Genomic DNA, 243 nt, shown 5'->3' on the forward strand with positions numbered 1-243 from the left:
ATCAAGCGGACGCTGGAGCCGTGCAAGAAGGCGCTTTCCGACGCCGGCCTCAGTGCCAGCGAGATCGCCGATGTCGTGCTGGTCGGCGGCATGACCCGCATGCCCAAGGTCCAGGAAGCCGTGAAGGCGTTCTTCGGCAAGGAGCCGCACAAGGGCGTGAACCCCGATGAAGTCGTGGCCCTGGGCGCCGCCGTTCAGGCCGGCGTTTTGCAAGGCGACGTCAAGGACGTGCTGCTGCTGGAC

General features: G+C 66.3%; 1 protein-coding gene. It reads left to right on the forward strand.

Annotated features, from left to right (window positions below):
* A partial coding sequence (locus tag CVH10_RS23545) for an Hsp70 family protein (RefSeq protein WP_146143357.1) occupies window positions 1–243 on the forward strand: 243 nt, incomplete at both ends.

Origin of the sequence: Halomonas sp. ND22Bw (assembly GCF_003011945.1) — a bacterium.
Taxonomy (GTDB): Bacteria; Pseudomonadota; Gammaproteobacteria; order Pseudomonadales; family Halomonadaceae; genus Halomonas; species Halomonas halophila.